The organism is Paenibacillus solisilvae, from assembly GCF_042656405.1.
In the GTDB taxonomy this organism is placed as follows: domain Bacteria; phylum Bacillota; class Bacilli; order Paenibacillales; family Paenibacillaceae; genus Paenibacillus_Z; species Paenibacillus_Z solisilvae.
Map to the genome: position 1 here is coordinate 1 of NZ_JBHSOW010000086.1, position 1,431 is coordinate 1,431.

Below are 1,431 nucleotides of genomic sequence, written 5' to 3' on the forward strand. Positions count from 1 at the left end.
TCTAGGCAATAGACTAATGGGTGTCGCCGAGGCTTTCTCTGTGTCTACTTTTTTGAGGCAAGGTCACTTCTTCTTAATCATCTTATCACTCCCATCATCTGGTTTGAAGCTTTAAAGGACAAAAAAAGCCCTCATTTTTGAGGACTTTAAAGCTTCAAACGTTTCTTATTCTTTTGATAAAGGGGAAAGTAGATCCTTGAATGAATTTCTAAGCTGTTCTTTAAATTCTTCCTCATATAACTCTAACGAAAAGCTAATTACGTCATCTATATTAGTTGATACCCAATCTTCATACAATAGTGCTACTTTTCTTGCTAATTTTAAATCTGGTGTAGGTTCAAGAAAACCAGGTACTCTATGGGCTGAATATTTATTTCTCCACTCTACAACTGAATTCCAGTAAGAATAATAATCTTCATTATTTAAATTTAATGAATCTAAAATTTTAATTTTAAAATCTTCATTCAAACCCAACTTTCTCCAATGGGTTTCATTTTTGTCAGTACCAAAAACCATGCACCAAAGGTTTATTGCTTGAAAATAATGCGCATTAATGGTAAAAACCCAAAACTCCTGCGAACCAAACTTAATTAGATTATCAAATTCTTCATGAATTAATCTAAAACTGGAATAATGATAGAGAAAATCCCTCAAGATATGTATTTGTTCTTTAAAAACTTTTTCATTATAGTTACTCAAACAAATGCTCCCGCCTTTTAATTCAAAGTAAAGTATATGACTTTTAGCCGCACTTGCTATTCTTCTCTGCGCTTACTTTGAACAATTTCCCTCGCTTTATCTATCGAAAATCCCCGGCGAGAGGTGTGTGAGAGGTTCAAACTGACTCACGAGCGTATACCGCCAAAGACGCCGAACAAGAACGCTCACATCGAATCCTTTCACTCCATCCTGGAAGCGGAGTGCTACCGCCGTCATGAATTTGAGACGTATCCACAAGCTTACGAAGTCGTCAGTCAGTTTATTCAAGATTACAATTGCATTCGAATCCACGGTAGTATCTACGATCTGTCTCCGTATGAGTACATGGAGGCCGTTAAGCAAGGAACGGTAACGCCGAAGCAGTTCAAGGTCTAATACGGCGTAAAACGATGTAAATCAGAGTAATGCTAAGTGTAGGATCGGATAAGAGGTTCGCTGTCCATAATTCGGGGGTTTACCCGCTTACGCAGAAGTATATAAAAAAATCTGAGGGAACACCGTTCCCTCCTTTCTTCAACTAAAGGGCCATTATATTGAATAAGAGGTTACATAAAACCTTACTTTTTTATGCAGCTGCTAGGCTTTTTCAGAAGCCAAAAATGTTGATTCATCAATAATGTATAAAACCATACATAAACGGTAAAAATCGAGTAGGAGGGAGCGGCTAGCCCCCGTCCTCTCACACCACCGTACATGCGGGTCCGCATACGG

2 protein-coding genes are annotated in these 1,431 nt (G+C 38.1%); one reads left to right on the plus strand and one right to left on the minus strand.

Features of this window, described 5'->3' with window-relative positions; translation table 11 throughout:
• Window positions 1–165: 165 nt before the first annotated feature.
• Window positions 166–699, minus strand: a complete 534-nt coding sequence (locus ACFPYJ_RS23340; protein WP_379190635.1) for a hypothetical protein — start codon at window positions 697–699, stop codon at window positions 166–168.
• Between the two features lie 123 nt (window positions 700–822).
• Here ACFPYJ_RS23340 and ACFPYJ_RS23345 point away from each other — a divergent pair, with 123 nt between their 5' ends.
• Window positions 823–1,095 (plus strand): integrase core domain-containing protein, encoded by a 273-nt coding sequence (locus ACFPYJ_RS23345; RefSeq protein WP_379190636.1) that lies wholly within the window; start codon window positions 823–825, stop codon window positions 1,093–1,095.
• Window positions 1,096–1,431 lie beyond the last annotated feature (336 nt).